We start from the raw sequence: 17,774 nt of genomic DNA, 5'->3' as shown, positions 1-17,774 counted from the left end.
CCGTGAGGACGCGGGCTTACAGGGTACTGGAGTGTTGTGACAGGCGAAGGTTCAGTCGGCTTTGGCCCCGGGCGCCGGGGCCGAAAGGTCGGGCAGCGGCACGTCGTAGCCGCAGTAGTGCAGGCGGGTCAGGGTCAGGCGCTTGTCGGGATAGTCGCTGCCCCAGGCGCTTCCCCGGTCATAACGGGCCTTGCCGCGGGCACAAGCAGCCTGGAGCCGGTTTTGTGCCTGGGCCAGAGCCGAAGGTGCCAGACGCTTGATCTGCAAGCTGGCAAAGAACGGCAGGATAAAGGTCCGATCCAGATCGTAACCCTTGGCGCCCAACGCCAGACGTTGCCCGGCATGTACATAGAACGGTTGAGTCAGGCCGCTTTCCCCTTCCCAGCACCAATACCTGACCTCATCCTCCCAGAGCCCCACTGCAGCCCCCTGCCAGTGCTCATAGAAGCGCAGGCACTGGTAGCCACCCCGGGTGACCCAATCCACTTCACGGGGTTTGGCACCACTGCCGGGCAAAGCCAATGCAGCCAGCTTGCCCTGGAGAAAGGCGTCGTGGGGATACATCAGCCCATAACCCTCACCGTCGAGAAAACTGCTGACCTTCATGTACAGCGAAGACGCCGATACCTGGACATCGCCATAGGCGAAGGTCCCCTCGGTAGCGACAGACAGGCTGTCGCTGATTCTGTCGTAGTAGAAACCGCCCATGAGCGTACCGCATTCTGTGTGCCGGAACGGTTCAGGCAGGTCGAAGGAGAAACGCTGGGGCAAGGTCACCCGCTTGGCCCCTTCGCTACACAACATGCGCTGCTCGGTGCGTCGCTCCTGCGGCTTGGCGGGGAGGTTCAGGCATCCCCCGAGCAGCAATGCCAGCCCCACCACCACACTTGGACTCCCCCTCATCTGCGGATAGTGTCCTTGCCATTGGCATCGATGAACGTAGGTTCAATGTACCGGGGATTCTTCTTGAACTGGTCCTGCAGCGCATTGGGCGCATCACCGCACATGCCCTTGGCAACACACAGGTAGTTCGAGTGCGGGCTATCCACTCCCATCAACGAGGTGCTGGTCGCCAGCGAACCGAAGAAACGAGCCACCGGGTCGGACGAGTGCGTGAAGTTCTGCCCCAGCAGATCCGACACGGTATCGGTGACCGGCAACATGCCGAAAAAGGTCTTCGACCCCGGACGGTTGACCTGGAAGAAGGCGCCGTTGCCGATATCGAATCCGGCGGCATCGGCGGCTTCAAAGAAGCTCTTGGAACCCACTGGGGCGCCCGACAACTGGATGCTCCCGACCTGGCCATTGAGGTTGAAATCCAGGCCGGAAATCGCCCGGTAGGTCAACAGACCGCCCTGGCTGTGGCCGGCAACGTCCAGCTTGTACTCATCCTTGATCCCGGCCTGGAAGAAATCGTGCAGCTGCTGGGCGTTACCAGAGCGTACCGTCCCGCCCAGCGCCACATCCCACAGCGACTCGACCAAGTCGCCGAGAATCCCGTGCTCGGGGTTGTAGGCCTGCATGAAGGAATCGGAGCCGGTCTGCATCGCACCGTTGACCAATGCCGCCATCAGCGAGTTCTGGATGCCGTTGGTGAACACTGCACCATCACCATCGGGACGCTCGATCTCCATCAGCTTCTGCACGTTCTCGATCATCGGTTTGCCGGACAACGGGTCCACCTTGATGGTCTTGCCGTCGGACTCGTACTGGTACTTGGTCTCAACCCGGTAGAAGCGCATGTCACCCGTGATCAAGGCCGGCACTTGGGTGATCAGACCACCATGGTTCTCGACGCCGGGCATGATGCCACCGGTGTACTTGCCAGCCTTGTCGAGCACGGTTTCCAGGAGCCCAGGAATCCAGGCCAGCGGCAGCAACGACGGGTTGTCGGCCACCACCTGGTCCGCCGCCTTACTCAGGTCGCCAAACTGGGTGAAGATACCCGAGGCATTCTTGCCATAGTTCTTCATCCCCTCCTTCCACTGGTTCAGGGTCTGAATCGGGTGGTTCACCGACTCCAGGGACGACTGCGAGACATACAGGTCGGTACGCTTTTCCTTGTCCTTGGTGATTTCATAGGCCAGGGACACATCGCGGTTCAGGCCTGCAGTGGAGTCGGCGCCAGTCTTGGCGTCGTTGCGCACGGTGATGGTGCCCGCGCCCACTGTGGCGCGCACTTCCTGCTCGCGCTCCTTGCGGTAGTCATAGCCGCTGACGCTCCAGCCGGACGCCCCGGTCTTGCCCTTGCCTTCCTGGCTCTTGTCCGTGGTGAAGGCCACGTCCTTGCCGCCGGTGGCCTTGGCGCCATCGCCGCCGCCCCAGCCAAAGGTGCCGCCCGCATTGACGTAGTAGCTGTGCTCCTTGTCCTGGCCGGAGATATCGCGGAAGCCCAGGGTGCCGGTGTCCAGCTTGAGGTTGCCGTTGTCGGCGGCGACCAGCGCGCCGTCGAGCTGGGTGTGCTTCTCGGTGCGGATGTCCACCCCGTTCTTGCCGGTGATGCTGGTCTGCTCCTGGACCCAGTTGGTTTTGCCGGTGGTCTTGCCCATGCCCAGGGAACCGCTGACGCTGCCACCGCCGCCCAGGCCGATGCTCACGGTGACACTGGCATCCATTTCCTTGCCGCTGACCTTGCCGGTGTCCGGCACCGAGGACACGGTCAGGTCACCGCCAACCCGGCCGATGACCTCACCACCGCGCAGGGTGGCGCCGGCGATGGTGGTGTCCTTGCCACTGCTGAAGCGCAGCTGGTCGCCGGCTACCAGATTGGCGTTCTGCTGCCGCTGGTTGTCCCGGTCCAACTGGCCCTTGCCCATGTCGACGCTGGCGTAGACCGAGATGAAGTCCTTGCCGCCCACGGCCAGGCCCACTTCACCACCGCCGCTGTGGCGGTTGGACTCGCTACTGGAATCGTTCTGCGCGGCGCGGATGGTCAGGTCGTTACCGGCGCCCAGGTCGATATCGCGCCCGGCCTGGACCTGGGTTCCGATCAGGGTCAGGTTGTTGCGCGCCTCAAGGCTGACATCACGCCCGGCGAGGAATACCGACGGGGTGTTGGTGCCCTGGTTCATCTGCTCGCTGGCCACACCGTTGCTGCCACCGATACCGGCACGGGCGCTGCCACCGCCGCTCTGGCCATTGATGCCGCCCTGGCTGCGGGCGGTCTTGCTCTCTTCGGAGACCGAACCGCGGGCCACATCCACATTGATGTCACGGCCCACCAGGGTGATGTCGCGCCCGGCGTCGAACTGACCACCGCGAATGTTGATGTCATTGCCGGCCACGGCGCTGATATCCCGACCGGCCCCCAGGCTGGCAGGGCTGTTGCTGTGCACTTCCTGGCGCGAGCTGCTGGACTGGCTGGCCGTACCGAAATGGGTCGCGGTGGTCGGGCCCGAGGTGAACTGGTTGATCGCATCCACGGTGCTGAGCACGCTGGAGGCCTTGCTGGTGTTGTCCTCGCCTTTGCCGGTGCCCTTGAGGGCGTCCATGGTGTTGCCGTAGTTGTGGCTGACATTGACCGTCAGGCCATTGCGGTCACGGCTCTTGCTGCGCTCCTCGATCGAGGTTTCCTTGCCCGCGTCGATGCTGATATCGCGCCCGGCCTGCAGGTTGATATCACGCCCGGCATCCACTCGCGAGCCTTCCAGGGTCAGGTCACGTCCGGCCTTGATGGTTGCATCCTGCCCGGCCAGCAACTGGCTCGGCGCCACGGTCTGCTCGGCATTGCGCGATTTCTGCTTGAGGCCTTCGCTGCCCAGGAACGCGGTGACGCCATTGCGATCGCTCTCCAGGGACAGCCCCACATGCTTCTCGGATTTCCAGTTGCTCTGGTCCGAACTGTTGCTGCCGGCCAGCACGTTGACATCGCGCCCCGCCCCCACATTCAGGTTGCGCTCGGCCGCGGCCGTGCTGCCGATCATGTTGACGTCACGAGATGCCTGCAGGGTGGTGTCACGCCCGCCACTGACCACGCTGCCGACACTCTGGGATTGAATGTTTTCCTGGCCGGATTTCTTCGAGGAAGCAATCGAAGTGAAACTGCCGGAACTGGAGAACCCCACCTTGCTCTTGTACTTGTCGCTCTGGCTGCTGGAGGTGTTGGCCGCGTCCATCAGGTTGATGTCGCCGTTCTTGTCGATCAGCCCGGCGCGCACTTCGGCATCGCGCTTGGCTTCGATGGAACTGGCCGAGAGGTTGACGTTGGCCCCGGATATCACCACCGCGTCATTGCCGGCACTCAGCTCGCTGCCCACCTGGGTGGTGCTGCTGGAGGTGCGGCTGTTGCCGCTCTTGCTCAGGCCGAAGCTGCCTTTCTTCTTCTGGCTGTAGGCGCTGTCCTGCTGCTCCTGGGCCGAGACCAGGCTGACGTCCCGGGTAGCGCCCACCAGCAGGTCGTTGCCGGCCTTGAGCTGGCTGCCGACCACGGTGACGTCGCGTCCGCCGTTGAGGCTGATACGGCCGTCCTTGTCCTGGCTGACGTTGACCATCAGGTCGTGCCCGGCGCTGATCTCGGAAGCCACGTTGGTGGTGGAGGAATCGGCGCTGCGGGTGGTCTTGCTCTTGCCCCAGGAACCTTTCTTCTTCTGGTAGAAGGTCGAGGACTGCTCGTCCTGGGCCGAAGCGATGACGATGTCGCGCTTGGCATTGAGGGACAGGTCGTTGCCGGCGCTGACCTGGCTCGCTACCACCGCCAGGTCGCGCCCGGCATTGAGTTCCAGGTTGCCGCCGGTGGTCACGCTGGAGCCCAGGGTCTGCACCGTGTCGTTGGTCACCAGGCCGCGACGGATCGCGCTCTGGGTGAAGGTGTGGTCCTGCACCGCCAGCAGGTCGATGTCGCGACCGGCGCTGAGCTTGGCATCGCCGGCACTGGCGAGCTGGCCGAGGTTGGTCAGGTCGCGACCGGCGCTGAGGTCCAGCTGCTGGCGCGCGGTGATCTGGCTGCCCTGGTCGAGGATGGTGCGATTGCCCGAGCCGTAGCCGACGGCCACTGCGGTGCGGTCGTTGATGATGTCGCCCTTGATCGAGGTGACGCTGACCTGGTTGCCGCGGATTTCCCCGGCCAGGGCGTTGCGCACGCTGTCCTGGGCCATCAAGCTGACCCGCTCGTTGGCCTCGATCAGGCCGCCCTGGTAGAGGCTGCCGCCAGCATTCACGCTCAGGTCGTTGCTGGCCCGCAGGGTACCGACGTTGGTCAGGTCGCCGCCGGCGATCAGGGTCATGTCGCGCCCCTGTATCAGGCTGCCACCGCGCAGGTTGCGGGTTTCCGCCTGGGCCAGGTAGAGCACCGGCACCAGCACTTTCTCACCCTGCACTTCGCGGGTTTCCATCCACACGATGTCATGGGTCAGCGAGGCCACCTGGGCCGGGGTCAGGGACACGCCGATGCTCAGGTTCAACTGGTCCTTGGAAGCGATGGCGTTGTCCATCAGGTAGCGGTACTGGTCGTAGTCGCTGGTCAGCCCGGCCGCCAGGAAGCGCTGGCCGGTCTGGGCCAGCACTGCGTCGCGAATCAGCCGGGTCTCGTACAGGCCGTCGCCCAGGCGGCGCCAGGTCTGGTCGGTGTTGTAGTTGAGGTTGCCGAGCATGTAGTCCGAGCTCATGAAGCGCGACAGGTCGGTGAAGGTCGGATTGGTCTCGATCAGGTAGCGGCCCTGGGGGTTCTGGCTCTTGACGAACAGGCCGTACTCGCCCTGAGGCACGCGGAAGCTCGACAGCGAGGTCGGGTCCACGGCGGCGAACGGCACGCCGGAGAAATCCACCGGGACGAAGCTGACCTGGGTGGTGCCGTCGGCGCCGACCTTCTCGATGCGTTGCACATCCTTGGCCACCTGGTTGGCCGCCGCGGAGCTCTGGGCATTGACCGTGATCACCTGGCCGCCCACCTGGGCCAGGTTGTTCTGCAGCGTCTGCCCGGTGAGCTGGGCGCGGCTCTGTTCGCTCTGCACGCCGTTTTCAAGGGTGCCGCTGACCTGCAGGTGCAGGCGCTGGCCGGCCTGCAGGGTGGAGGCGTAGGCGCTCTGGGAACCCGGGGTGATCACCGTGTGGCTGGCGGGTTCGTAGATCGGGTACTGGGTCACCACGGTCGGCAGCGGGTCCTGCTGGCCCGGCGCGCGATTGGCGTTGGCGGCGTTCCAGGCGATGGTGGCGCGCTCGGCGGCGCGGAACGCGCCCTTGGAAACCCCGTGCAGGAAATAGCTGATGCTCTCGACCCGTTTGTTCAGGGTCAGGCCCCGGTTGTACAGGTTGTTGGCGGTGATGGAGACATCGCGGTTGGCGGCGATCAGGCTCTGGTCGTTTTCCACCGTATCGGCATTGATGGTCAGGTCACGGTTGGACACCAGGCGGGCGCCAGCGGAGTGCTCGCCCATGGTGCCTTCGTAGGTGGTGTTAACGATGTAAGTGGCGGTGTGGTAATCGCCGGAACAATCGGTGCAGTTGATCACGATATTGCGCTGGGTGATGGTTTCGCCGACCTGGTAATGGTCCATGGCGTTTTGCAGCAACGCCACGTTGAGGTTCATGTCGCCCTCGCTTTCGATGGTTCCGGAGCGGTTGCTCAGCAGGGCCGCGCGGCCCCCGTCGAGGGCGGCGAAGCTGAGGTTGCCGGCGCTGTAGATGTCGCCGTAGCTGTTGGCCAGGCCGTTGCCCCGCAGGAGCATGTCGCCGCCGCTGTAGATCAGGGTGTCGGCCGAGGTGGTGATGCCGTTGCTGGAGCGCAGCTGCATCTGCCCCAGGGCGCCCAGGGTGCCGCGGTTGTTGATCTGCCCCGCCGACACGTAGAGGTTCTGGCTGGCGATCAGCCGGCCCAGGTTGTCCAGGGTGCCGCGCAGGTTCAGCTCGGTGTCGCCGCCGCTGGCGATACGACCGCCGTTCTGGTTGAGGTCGCTGGCGCCCACCGTGAGCTTGCCCCGGGACGACAGCAGGCCGCTGTTGTTCAGGTTGCCCCCCAGGTCCAGGGTCAGGTAGCCGTCACTGGCCAGTTCCCCGGCGTTGTTCAGGGTGGCGGCGCCCACCCGCAGGCCGCTGGCGCTGGCGATACGGTCGCCCGCACTGAGGTTGAGATCGCCACCGGTGCTCAGGTCCAGGGCGCCGTTGAGCTGCATCAGCCCGCTGCGGTCCACCCAGCCGATGTCCCAGTCGCCCCGGCCCAGGCCGGTGATGCGCCCCTGGAGGCCCGAGAGCCCGCCCAGGTCGAGTTTGAACAGGCCGTTGCCAGCGTGCTCGATGCTGCCGCCGACGTTGTTCAGGTTGCCCGCATTCAGGCTGAAGGCGTTGGAGCCCAGGGCCAGGCTACCGCCCTGGTTGTACAGGCTGCCGCCCAGGCTGACCCGGCTTTGCTCCCCGCCTACGGCGCGGATTCGCCCGCCGGCGCTGTTATCCAGGTTGCCGCCCACCAGCAGCAGCGAGCCGGCCGACTCCACCAGGCCGCCCTGGTTGTAGAGGTTGGCCGCGGTGGTCAGGTCCAACTGCTGGGCGCTGATTTCGCCGCCCCAGCGGTTGTCCAGGGTCTGTCCGGAAGCGCTGAGCAGGCCGTTGGCGTAGAGCTTGCCTGCCTGGTTGGTGAGGCGGTCCACCACCAGCTTCAGGTTGCCGGCCTGGCTGCTGATCAAGCCGGCCTTGCCGTTCAGGGCACTGTTATCCACAGCCCCGGCCGTCACCGCGAGGGTCGCGCCCTGCAGGGTGCCGCCACGGTTGTCCAGGCTGCCCTGGCCCAGGGTGACTTCACCATGGCCGCCCTGGGCCAGGATCATCCCTTCGGCGTTGTTCAGGCCCCCGGTCACCAGGTTCAGGCCGTCGCTGCCAGCGAGCAGTTGCCCCTGGCGGTTGTCCAGCGCGCCGCCATCGACCTCCAGGCGCTTGCCCTTGAGGGTGCCGCCCTGGTTGTCGAGACGGGCCAGCTGGGTGACCTTGAGTGCCTGGTCACCGGCGTCGATGACCCCGGCGCTGTTGTTCAATACGCCATTGTTGAGGGCCACATGCAGCCCCCCGGCCTTGGCCACCACTGCGCCCCTGGCGCTGTTGTCCAGGCCCGCGGCGTTGATCCCGACGCTCTCGCCGAGGATCACCCCGCCACTGTTGGTCAGTTGGCCGCCGTCGACTTGCAGATGCCCGTCGCTTTGCAGGCGCCCCTGGCTGTTGAGCAACTGCCCCGGGGTGGCGCCGTCGGCAGTCAAGGTCAGCAGCAAGCCGTCGCTGCCCGCCGCCAGCAAGCCTGCGCCCTGGTTGTCCAGGCGCTGGGTGCTCAGGCTCAGGCGGTCGCCCACCAGTTGCCCGCCACGGTTGTCCAAAAGGCCGTTGTTGGTCAGCAGCAATTGATTGCCCACCACCACGCCGCCCTGGTTGTTCAGGCTGCCGGAGCCGATCTGCACATCGCCGTTCTTGGCCTGCAAATGGCCCAGGGCGTTGTTCAGATGCTGCTTGACCGTCAGGGTCAGCTGGCCGGCTTCGGCGCTGAGTACCCCGCCCTGGTTCTGGCTGAGGCTGTCGAGGTTGGCAGTCAGTACGTTGCCGATCACCTGGCCCTGGTTGTTGGCCAGGTCCCGGGCTTCCAGCAGCAGGTTGTCCTTGCCTTGCAGCAGGCCGCCCTGGTTGTCGATGTCCGCGGTGTGCAGCTCAAGCCCGGTGGCATCCACCGTGCCGCCCTGGTTATCGAGCTTGCCACTGCTGGTGAGGGTCAGCTGCGGAGCAACCAGGGTGCCAGCGCGGTTATCCACGCTGGCGGACTTGAGGCTGAGCAGCGATGTGGCCTGGAGCTTGCCACCCGCATTGATCAGGTCCTGGGCGAGGCTCACCTGCAACTCGCCCTTCTCGGCGCTGACCAGGCCCTTCTGGCTGTTGTCCAGGCGCGTGCCAGTGATCTTGATCTGGTCGGCCAGCAGCTTGCCGCCCTGGTTGAGCAACTCTGCGCCCTGGGTTTCCAGCAGGGTCTGGGCCTGGAGCTGGCCACCGTTGTTGTTCAACTGCTCGCTGACCTTGAAGGTGGCGCTGCCCTGGCTGGCCCCGATCAGGCCCTGCTGGTTGTCCAGCCGTCCGGCGCTGATCTCTACCCGGTCGGCAATCATCGAGCCTTTCTGGTTGCTCACTTCGCGGGCCTTGAGGGTCAGGTCGGCGCCCGCCACTTCCAGGCGCCCGCCGTTGTTGTTCAGGCTATCCAGAGTGAGCGTCGCGGCCTGCTGCTCGCCAAAGCGGATCAGGCCGCCCAGGTTGGCGATGGCCGGGGTGGTCAGCACCAGCTCGTGCTGTGCCAGCACCCGGGCCTGTGCGCCCTGGTTGACCAGGCGCGCGGTCTTGACCTCGACCTTGGGCCCCTGAATCACCCCGTTCTGGTTGTTCAGGGCCTGGCGCGCGGTCAGCTCCAGGTTGCGGCTGGCCAGTACGTTGCCGCGGTTCTCCAGGGTGCCGGCGGTCAGCTTGACCTCGCCGTGATCGTTGCGGCTGTTGTCGGTGTTGACTCCGGCTTCGATGATGCCGTGGTTGACCACTTGCGCGGCGTCCACCACCTGGACCCGGTCCCGGGCCGCCAGGCTGGTCTGCACCTGGATCTGCTCGGCGGCCTGCAGGGTCGCCTCGGTGCCGGCGTAGGCCTTGCCCTTGAGCTCGATGCTCTGGGCCTTGATGGCGATGGCCTGGTTGGCGCCCATGCCGGCGACCGTGACCTTGCCGTTGGCGTCGATCTGGATATCACCGGTGCTGGCCGCCATTTCCCCGGACATGTTCACCCCCACGCCCTTTTCCGTGCCCACCAGGCGGATCGCCCCGGCGTACATGCCGCCCAGGGCCGAGCTGTCGATGGCCAGTTCCGGCTTGGCGCTGGCGTCGGCATCCCGGGCCGTGACGCTCAGGTCATCGGCCTTGACGTCGTTGCGCCCGGTGATGACGTTGAGCTTCTTGGCGTACAGGTCGGCATTGAGCTTGGTACTGCGGGTGATCAGGTCGAACTGGTCGATGTTGCTGGCGTTGAGGCCGGCGCCTTCGATGCTGATGTCGCCGCCATCGACCTGGAAGCGATCGAGTTTCTGCCCTTCGATCACCGGCTTGCCGGTGGTCAGGGTGGCCCGTGGGGTGTTGATGAAGCCGCAGCCGTTGCAGGTGATGCCATGGGGGTTGGCGACGATCACCCGGGCCGACTGCCCGGCCACTTCGGTATAGCCCGCCAGCTTGCTGCGATTGCTGCCGGTGACTTCGTTGAGAATGACCTGGGCCGCCTGCCCCTTGAGGTTGGGGTTGCCCATGATGTAGCCGCCCAACTGCGTGTTCTGGGTCGAGCCGGTACCGTTATTGAGGATCAGGCCGTTGCTGCCGACGTTGTATTCGCTGAACTTGTTGTGGGACAAGCCGGCGCCGTTGGCGGCGTTGATGTTGACGATGGGTACGCCATTGCCGGCCGCGCCGATGGTGGCGTTGCCCCCCGCGGCCGGGTCCAGGGCCAGGCCTGCGGCCACGCTGACGATCGGGTTGAGAAACAGGATCCCCGACAACGACAGGGCAATGCATTGGGCAAAAGGCTTGCGTACGTCCATGTGCGAATCATCCATTCAATAACGTTGCGGGCGAGTCAGAAGAACAGGTCTACCCGGAAGTACACCGGGTGCTCTCGCCTCTCGATAATTGCCGGTCGCTCCAGGGAGCGTGCGAAGCTGACGGATGCAGCCAGGTACTGGCCGCGGGCATTGAGTTCCAGGGCATTGCCGCTCATGCGGCCGCGGGCATCGTGGTTGTAGCGATCGCCCTTGATCACCCCCACGTCATACGCAAAGGCCATGCCGTATTCCTGGACAAAAGGCTGCAACGCCGGCCAGGTCACCGCACGGCGCCAGCGCAGTTGGTTGCGCCAGTAGCCGCCGCTGTTGCCGGACAGGGTCTGGTCCTGGAAGCCACGCACCGAGTTGAGGCCGCCGAGGCTGATGCGCTGGGGGCTGAAGAGCACGTCCTCGCTGCGCTGCCCGGTGGCCAGGCTGTCGAAGCTGAAGTTTTCGTTCCACAGGCGAAAGGGCTGCAGGTAGCTCAGGGTCAGGCTGTATTTGTTGTAACGGGCCACCGGCTCGCTGCCATGGGGATTGCCGCTGCCCTGGGCATCCAGGGCGCCGATGCCCTGCTGCCAGCCAATGTCGGCGTTGACCAGGGCATTGCCGATGCGCCGCCCATGGTTGAAGCCCAGCTGGCTTTCGGTGATGCGGTTGCTGGACACGTCGATCAGGTTGTCATCGAGGTAGTTGCGCGTGCGCAACTGGCTCAGGCCCAGGCTCATGCCGGTCTTGCTCAGGTTGTCGCGGTGCAGCACCCGTTCGGCGCGCAACTGCTGGTTCTTGCTTTCGCCGTCCATGGTGAAGTCGAAGCCGGTGCTGTCATTGCGGGTGCGGTAGTAGCTCTGGCTGTAGGAATAACTGAGGGTCCACCAGCCCCAGGGCAGGCTGTAGAACAGGCTCTGGTTGTCGGAGTGGCGCCAGCGGTCACTGACCGTGTCCTGGTTGGCCCGCAGGCTGAGCTGGTCTGCCAGGCCCAGGGGGCTGTCCCAGTCCAGGCCGAGGCCGGCCTGCTGCTCGCCGGTGCTCTTGTCGCCGCTGTTGTTGCGGGTGGCCGATACCCGCCAGGGTTTCAGACGCTGGCCCTTGAGCCCGACACGGCTGTCGCCCAGTTTCTCTCCCGGGGCCAGTTCCAGTTCCACCTGGCGCGAAGGCAGGCGAGTCAGCTGGTCCACCAGTTGCTCCAGCTCCCGCAGGTTGAGCACCTCGCCGGTGGTGCCGGGAAAGGCCATGGCCAGTTCCCGCGAGCTGGCCAGGGCGGAACTGTCCAGGCTCTCCAGGCGGCCTTCGACCACCACGATGGTCAGTTGCCCCGAGGCCAGTTCCTGGGCCGGCAGGTAGGCCCGGGTGGTCACATAGCCCTGCTGCAGGTAGTGATGGGTGATGGCCTTGAGCAGGGTGTTGATCTGCGTCACCGACAGGCACTGGTCGCGATAGGGCGCCACCAGGCGCTCTCGGTCGGCGGCGGAAAGATGATCGGCACCCTTGAGAATCACGGTCTTGATGGTGAAGCAGCGCTGCTCGCCCGGTTGCGGGGCAGGCTCGGGGGGCAAGGTCTTGCCGGGGAGTTGCTGGAGTTCGTCGAGGCGCTTCTGCTGCTCTTGCAGCAACTGCTGCTGGCGATCCCGAATCAGGTCGCGATCACCCGGCGTCTGCAGCGGCGCGGCACTGAGCGCGAGCGAAGCAGACAAAGCACAAAACGCTACTACAGGCCTGAACAAGCCAAAACGCGACATGCTTTCCATTCCTTAGAATCACGGATTTTGGCTGGCCAAACGTCCGCGTGGTGCGTCCCGGCACCTGTTTTCGAAGGGAACAAAGTGTAAATGTAAAAAAATTTACATAACAAAAAAGCGACGAGCGGTAGCTGCCAGACCTATCTCATTGAAAGCTAATGGTTTATGTGCTGCGAAACTCTGAAAAACCGATGCAGGCCAAGGTCCTGTAGCGCGCGCGATACCTCGGCCCCATCGATTCAGGCTCATTTCTTCTTCAGGCAATCACTCATGAACGCCTTGCGCGCATCGCCCTTGAGCGCCTGGGTGGTGGCCGTGGCGTTGCAGGTCTTCATTCTTTCCTGAGGCGTGGACGGGGTAGCCGCAGCTGCCGGGGCCGCCTTGAGGCAAGTGCTCATGAAGGCTTTGCGCTCATCGCCCTTTAGGGTCTTGGCGGTGGCCTCGGCATTGCAGGTAGTCATCTTGTTCTGCTGGGCGGTGGCGGCAAAACCCTGGGAGCACAGCAGCAGGCCCACCATCAACAACGGAATACGCAACATCTTCATGGAGTTTTCTCCTTGTCACCGCACCGACGGGCACGGCCTCCAGCGCAGTGTAGACAAAGCCTGTTACACCTTCACCTGTTCTGCAGGCCGGCCCGGCGATACTGCTCCGGCGTGCTGCCAGCCTGGCGCTGGAACATCGCGATAAACGCCGAGGCGCTGCTGTAGCCCATGTCGAAGGCGATTTCCTGGATGCTGCGCGAGCTCTCCAGGGCCTCGATGGAGGCCAGGAAACGCTGGCGCTGGCGCCATTCGCCAAAACTCATGCCCAATTCGCGCACGAACTGCCGGGCCAGGGTCCGCTCGCTGACATGGGCCAGCCCCGCCCAGTGGGCCAAAGGCTGGTTGTTGCCCGGTTCGGCCTGCAGGGCCTGGAGCACCCGCAGCAGGTCGGGGCTGCTGGCGTAGGGCAGGTAACAGGTATGCACCGGCGCCTGGCGCAACTGGTCCAGCAGCACCTGGGCCAGGCGCTGGTCGGCCTCGCCCTCGGGGATCTGCACGTCACGGGCGGCGAAGTCCTTGAGGATCGCCTTGAGGATCTCGCTGATGGCCAGGGTACTGCCCCCGGCCGGCAACTCGGCACACAGCTCCGGGGCCAGCAGTACGGCGCGGTAGTTGATCGGCTGCGCGGTGTAGAAACTGTGGGGCGTCTGTGGCGGCACCCACACCGCATATTGCGGCGGCGACATGAAACGCTGGCCGGCAATCTCCATGTGCATCACGCCGTGGGCCGAATACTCCAGGCAGCCCCAGGGGTGGCGATGCTCCAGGGCATGGCTGTGGGCGGCGAAGTCGGCATAGCGGAAGTACACCGGCGCGGGCAGCCCGTGGAAATCCAGGAGATCGATGTGTTTTTTGCTCATGCTGTCCGGATGTCGGGGCGGGTTGTCCGGTTCGCAGTATAGGCATTGATCCGGACAAGAGGATAATCAGCCTTCATCAACTGTCTGGTTGTCTCCATGCAATACGCTTATCCACTGCTGGCCATCTTTATCTGGGCCGGCAATACCGTGATCAACAAACTCGCCGTGGGCGCGATCTTTCCCGCGGAGATCGGCTTCTATCGCTGGTTGCTGGCGGGCCTGCTGTTCACCCCCTTCATGCTCAAGCCGGTGATCAAGCACTGGCCGGAGGTCCGCCCCAACCTCTGGCGCATCGCCATTCTCGGCGTGCTGGGCATGGCGGTGTACCAGAGCCTGGCCTACTTCGCCGCCAGCCTGACCTCGGCCACCAACATGGGCATCATCCTTTCGCTGATGCCGCTGATGTCCCTGGCCATGGCCATCGCGGCCCTGGGCCAGCGCCTGACTGCCGGAGCCCTGGTGGGCGCCGTGCTGTCCTTCGCCGGGGTGCTGGTGGTGGTGTCCTCCGGCAGCCTGGCCGCGCTGCTGCAACACGGGGTCAACCTGGGGGACGCGATGATGCTGGTGGCCACCCTGGCCTACGCCATCTACAGCACCCTGCTGAAGAAATGGCAGCTGCGCCTGCCGCCGCTGGTGCTGTTGTATCTGCAGGTGCTGGTGGCGGTCGTGGTGCTGCTACCGTTGTTCCTGGCTTCGCCGAAGGTAGGCCCGACTCTGCAGAACATTCCGCTGGTGCTCTATGCCTGCCTGCTGGCTTCGATGCTCGCGCCCTTGGCCTGGATGCAGGCGGTGGTGCGCCTGGGGCCAAGCCGGACCACGCTGTTTTTCAATCTGCTGCCGTTGATCACGGCGCTGATTGCGGCAGTAGTGCTGCATGAGCAGTTGGCCTGGTTCCATTTGGTGGGTGGCTTGCTGACCTTGGGCGGGGTGATTCTCTCGGAACGCTGGACCACCGTGCTGGGACCGCTCGCCGGCAAGCCGGCTTCTGCCGGGCAACGCTGAGATCAGAGGCCGGCGGACTTGAGGCGCCGGGCATGTTCGACGAACAGGCGGATCGGCTCCGCGCCCTTGCCCACCAGCCCCAGGGACTGATTGACGATATCGAAATGGTCCAGCGGGTAATCATCGCCAATGACCTGCCCCAGGTGCGAGCTGTAGCGCCCCACCATGCCGTCGCACTGGCCGGCTTCACGGACGAAGGTGCGGGCGAACAGCCGGCAACTGCGGTTGGTGCCGTCGAACAGGTTACGCCCGCGGTTGGTCTTGCCCGGCTGCAAAATGCCGGACCAGGAGTAGTAGTGCACACCGTCGACCTGCGCCGGCCCTTGCCCGCCCCATTCCTGCGGCAACCCCTGGGGGTACTGGCGGTTGAACAGGGCCACGCCCTCGGTGGTCAGGGACTGGTGCGAAGCATGGATATCCACCGGCTGCTTCGGTCCGCGATAGCCGGTTTCCAGCAACCGCATCAGGCTTGAAATCCCCCTCAGCAGCAGGCTCAGCACTCGCCCCCGCAGGCTATGGGCGGGTGAATGCCGCTGCAGATAATCCGCCAGCTCGGAGCCATGGTTGGGCCCCGCCACCGACGTTACCGAGGCCACCCAGTCCGGCCGCCTGGCGGCGGCGTAGCGCGCGGTGAGCGCGCCCTGGCTGTGGCCGATCAGGTTGACTCGGGCGGCGCCGGTCTCGGCCATGATCCGCTGGATCTGCGCCAGCAACTGCTCACCGCGCACCTCGCTGGAATTGAGCGGCGAGACCTGCACCGCGATCACCTGCGCCCCGCCCCGGCGCAAGGCCGGAATGATCCCGTACCAGTAGGGGTACAGCAGCAGGCGGACAAAGCCGAGCATGCCGGGCACCAGGACCAGGGGGTAACGGGTGGCAAGCTCTTGGGACATGCGGCGACATCCTTGTGCGAAGGCAGCGGGGCTGGCTGAAAGCTAGACCATAACCGAGGCCGTCGTCAGCCCCCATGACGCTTTGGCGACAAACCGGTGACAGCCCGTTTCTCCCGGCAGCTACTTCAGCCCGGCCACCCCCGCCACGATCAGCCCCACCGACACCAGCTTGACCGCCGTCAGGCTTTCTCCCAGCAGCAGGCAGCCCAGCAGCACCGTGCCCAGGGAACCGATGGCGGTCCAGATCGGGTAGGCCACGCTCACCGGCAACTCGCGCATGGCCAGGGTCAGGAAATAGATCCCGCCCACCGCCGCGACCACCGTCAGCAGCGACGGCCAGGGCCGGGTAAAGCCCTCGGCGTACTTCATGCCCATGGCGAACGTGACCTCGAAGGCCGCCGCCAGCAGCAGGAACATCCAGGCCATGGCGCCGCCCCCTCAGAAACTCTGCGCCAGGGCCAGCAGGCGCTGCTGGGCTTCGCCACAGGACTGCGCGAATCGCTCGGGCGCCGACTCCTCGCCTTCCGCCGCAACCACGGTGACGTCTTCGATACCGATAAAACCCAGGGCCGTGCGCAACCAGCGGTCCGCGTGGTTCATCGCTTCATGCTCGCCCCCCGGGCCAAAGCCGCCCCCGCCGCGGCTGGTAACGATCAACACCTTCTTGCCCTGCACCAGGGGCTGGTACTGGGCCACGCCGTTGTCCTGATGGGTGTTGAAGGTCAGCCCCAGGCGCACGATGTGATCGACCCAGGCCTTGATCCCGCTGGGCACGCTGAAGTTGTGCATTGGCGCCGAGATCACCAGGCGCTGATGGCCAAGCAACTCCGCCACCAGTTCGTCGCTCAGGGCCAGGTCGGCCTGCATCGACAGAGGCCGCGCCTCGGGCTGTGGATAAAACGCGGCGGCGATAAAGGCTTCGCTGACGTGGGGCAAGGCACCCCGGCCAACCTCGCGCCGGGTCAACCGCCCCTGGGGATTGGCCGCTTGCCAGGCCTGGAGGAAGGCGTCGGCCAGGCGCCGGCTGTGGGAACGCTCGCCCCGTGGGCTACCGTGGATCGCAAGAACTGTACTCATCTCATCTGCCTCAGAGGGGTTGCTGATGGAGGCCTTGAAACCAAGGCCGGTCCGCGCTAAAGCTAAGAGCACAGCCGCACTGCAACAAATGAACAGAATTTCTTCCAGATGAATTTATCTCAGCCATGGAGCACTCAATGTTCGCCCACCTGCCCCTCACCGCCCTGCGCACTTTCGAGTCCGCCGCGCGCCTGCTGAGTTTCAAGGCCGCCGCCGAGGACCTGTCGGTGACGCCCACCGCGGTGTCGCACCAGATCCGCAGCCTGGAGCACTGGCTGGGGGTGGCGCTGTTCGAACGACTGCCGCGCCAGGTGCGCCTGACCGAGCCCGGCCAGCGCTTGTTTCACAGCTTGCACGGTGCTCTTTTGGAAGTGACCCAGAGTGTCGATACGCTGCGGCCCACACCCAGCAATGCCCAACTGACCGTTTCCACCACCGCGGCCTTTGCCGCCCTGTGGCTGGTACCGCGGCTGGGGCGCTTCTATGCCCGGCACCCCGGCATCAGCCTGCGCCTGGATACCCAGTGCGAGGTGGTGGACCTGCAACAGGACGCCAGCATCGACGTGGCGATCCGCTACAGCCAGGAGGGCTACCTGGACCTGCACGGCCTGTGCCTGTTCGACGAACGTTTCGCAGTCTACGGCTCGCCCCAGCAGGTGGCCCTGGCCCGCCAGCAGGCGCCGACCCTGATCAGCGTGCACTGGCGCAACTCCCGGCTGTATGCCGACGGTTGGCAGGCCTGGTGCGCCCAGGCCGGGGAAAGCTGGTTCGATGACGCGCCGCTGATCCGCTCCTACGACGAGGAACAGTACGCCCTGCAAGCGGCCATTGCCGGCCAGGGCCTGGTCCTGGCCAGCGACATCCTGGTGTCCCAGAGCGTGGCCAGCGGCCTGCTGCAGCCCTACCGACCCGAAGTCCAGGTGGACGGCGCCGGCTACAGCGCCCTGTGCGTGCCCGGCCGCGAGCGCCATCCGCCGGTGCGCGCCTTTCTTCAATGGCTGCAGCAGGAATCATTGCTGGCCGGGCACCCGCCACTGGCACGCAGTTGACCGCCGGGCACATCCGATAAAACTTTTTGCCGCCGCCGCGACTCACAACCAAGGTAGCGATCAGGCCAACAGAGCCTGGCGTAAAT

Annotated in this window: 10 protein-coding genes; 2 read left to right on the top strand and 8 right to left on the bottom strand. The window is 65.1% G+C overall.

The window, feature by feature from the left end:
- Positions 1-51: 51 nt before the first annotated feature.
- The 5 genes from A9971_RS13655 to A9971_RS13635 all read right to left on the bottom strand — a co-directional run bounded on the left by A9971_RS13655 (position 52) and on the right by A9971_RS13635 (position 13,667).
- On the bottom strand, positions 52-903 hold the full coding sequence (locus tag A9971_RS13655; RefSeq protein ID WP_183000709.1) for a hypothetical protein: 852 nt from the start codon (positions 901-903) through the stop codon (positions 52-54).
- Positions 900-10,538, bottom strand: coding sequence for a hemagglutinin repeat-containing protein (locus A9971_RS13650; RefSeq protein ID WP_259652327.1), 9,639 nt, complete (start codon positions 10,536-10,538; stop codon positions 900-902). Before A9971_RS13650 ends, A9971_RS13655 begins: the two co-directional genes overlap by 4 nt.
- Positions 10,539-10,558: 20 nt before the next feature.
- Positions 10,559-12,262, bottom strand: coding sequence for a ShlB/FhaC/HecB family hemolysin secretion/activation protein (locus A9971_RS13645; RefSeq protein ID WP_065364943.1), 1,704 nt, complete (start codon positions 12,260-12,262; stop codon positions 10,559-10,561).
- Between the two features lie 245 nt (positions 12,263-12,507).
- Positions 12,508-12,807: a PsiF family protein gene (locus tag A9971_RS13640; RefSeq protein ID WP_011058988.1), complete on the bottom strand. Its 300-nt coding sequence runs from the start codon at positions 12,805-12,807 to the stop codon at positions 12,508-12,510.
- A gap of 71 nt (positions 12,808-12,878) precedes the next feature.
- Entirely contained in the window at positions 12,879-13,667 is a 789-nt protein-coding gene (locus tag A9971_RS13635; protein ID WP_011058987.1) for a helix-turn-helix transcriptional regulator, read from the bottom strand.
- A 96-nt stretch (positions 13,668-13,763) separates the two neighbouring features.
- Here A9971_RS13635 and A9971_RS13630 point away from each other — a divergent pair, with 96 nt between their 5' ends.
- Positions 13,764-14,669: a DMT family transporter gene (locus A9971_RS13630; protein WP_011058986.1), complete on the top strand. Its 906-nt coding sequence runs from the start codon at positions 13,764-13,766 to the stop codon at positions 14,667-14,669.
- A 2-nt stretch (positions 14,670-14,671) separates the two neighbouring features.
- Here the strand turns inward: A9971_RS13630 and A9971_RS13625 are convergent, their stop codons facing one another.
- From A9971_RS13625 to A9971_RS13615, 3 genes are all read right to left on the bottom strand, one after another.
- A complete protein-coding gene (locus tag A9971_RS13625; RefSeq protein WP_174395576.1) occupies positions 14,672-15,562 on the bottom strand; it encodes a triacylglycerol lipase in 891 nt (296 codons plus the stop codon).
- Positions 15,563-15,682: 120 nt separating this feature from the next.
- Positions 15,683-15,988: a multidrug efflux SMR transporter gene (locus A9971_RS13620; protein ID WP_011058984.1), complete on the bottom strand. Its 306-nt coding sequence runs from the start codon at positions 15,986-15,988 to the stop codon at positions 15,683-15,685.
- Between the two features lie 12 nt (positions 15,989-16,000).
- Positions 16,001-16,639: an FMN-dependent NADH-azoreductase gene (locus A9971_RS13615; RefSeq protein WP_015633958.1), complete on the bottom strand. Its 639-nt coding sequence runs from the start codon at positions 16,637-16,639 to the stop codon at positions 16,001-16,003.
- Positions 16,640-16,764: 125 nt separating this feature from the next.
- Between A9971_RS13615 and A9971_RS13610 the strand changes: the two genes are divergently transcribed.
- Complete coding sequence (locus A9971_RS13610) at positions 16,765-17,688, top strand: LysR substrate-binding domain-containing protein (protein WP_162470465.1); 924 nt, start codon at positions 16,765-16,767, stop codon at positions 17,686-17,688.
- Positions 17,689-17,774 lie beyond the last annotated feature (86 nt).

Origin of the sequence: Pseudomonas sp. UME65, from assembly GCF_014170225.1 — a bacterium.
Lineage (GTDB): Bacteria > Pseudomonadota > Gammaproteobacteria > Pseudomonadales > Pseudomonadaceae > Aquipseudomonas > Aquipseudomonas protegens.
Note: the sequence above shows the minus strand (reverse complement) of the source record. Positions and strands in the feature narration are given on the sequence as shown.